The following is a 289-nucleotide window of genomic DNA, read 5'->3' as shown; positions in this document are numbered from 1 at the left end:
CTGCATAGCCTTATCACGGCTATTACTTCTTACTTGAAACTATATAGCCTTATCACGGCTATTACTTCTTACTTGAAACTATATAGCCTTATCACGGCTATTACTTGAAACTCCATAGCCTTATCATGGCTATAAGCTCTTATTTGAAACTATATAGCTTTATCGGGGCTATAGGCCCTTATTTGAAACTGCATAGCCTTATCACGGCTATAAGCTCTTATTTGAAACTATATAGCTTTATCGGGGCTATAGGCCCTTATTTGAAACTGCATAGCCTTATCGCGGCTAT

It is taken from the genome of Bacillus sp. AY2-1, assembly GCF_008368965.1.
In the GTDB taxonomy this organism is placed as follows: Bacteria; Bacillota; Bacilli; order Bacillales; family Bacillaceae_G; genus Bacillus_A; species Bacillus_A thuringiensis_S.
The sequence above is the reverse complement of the archived record's forward strand: the minus strand, read 5'-3'. Positions refer to the sequence as shown.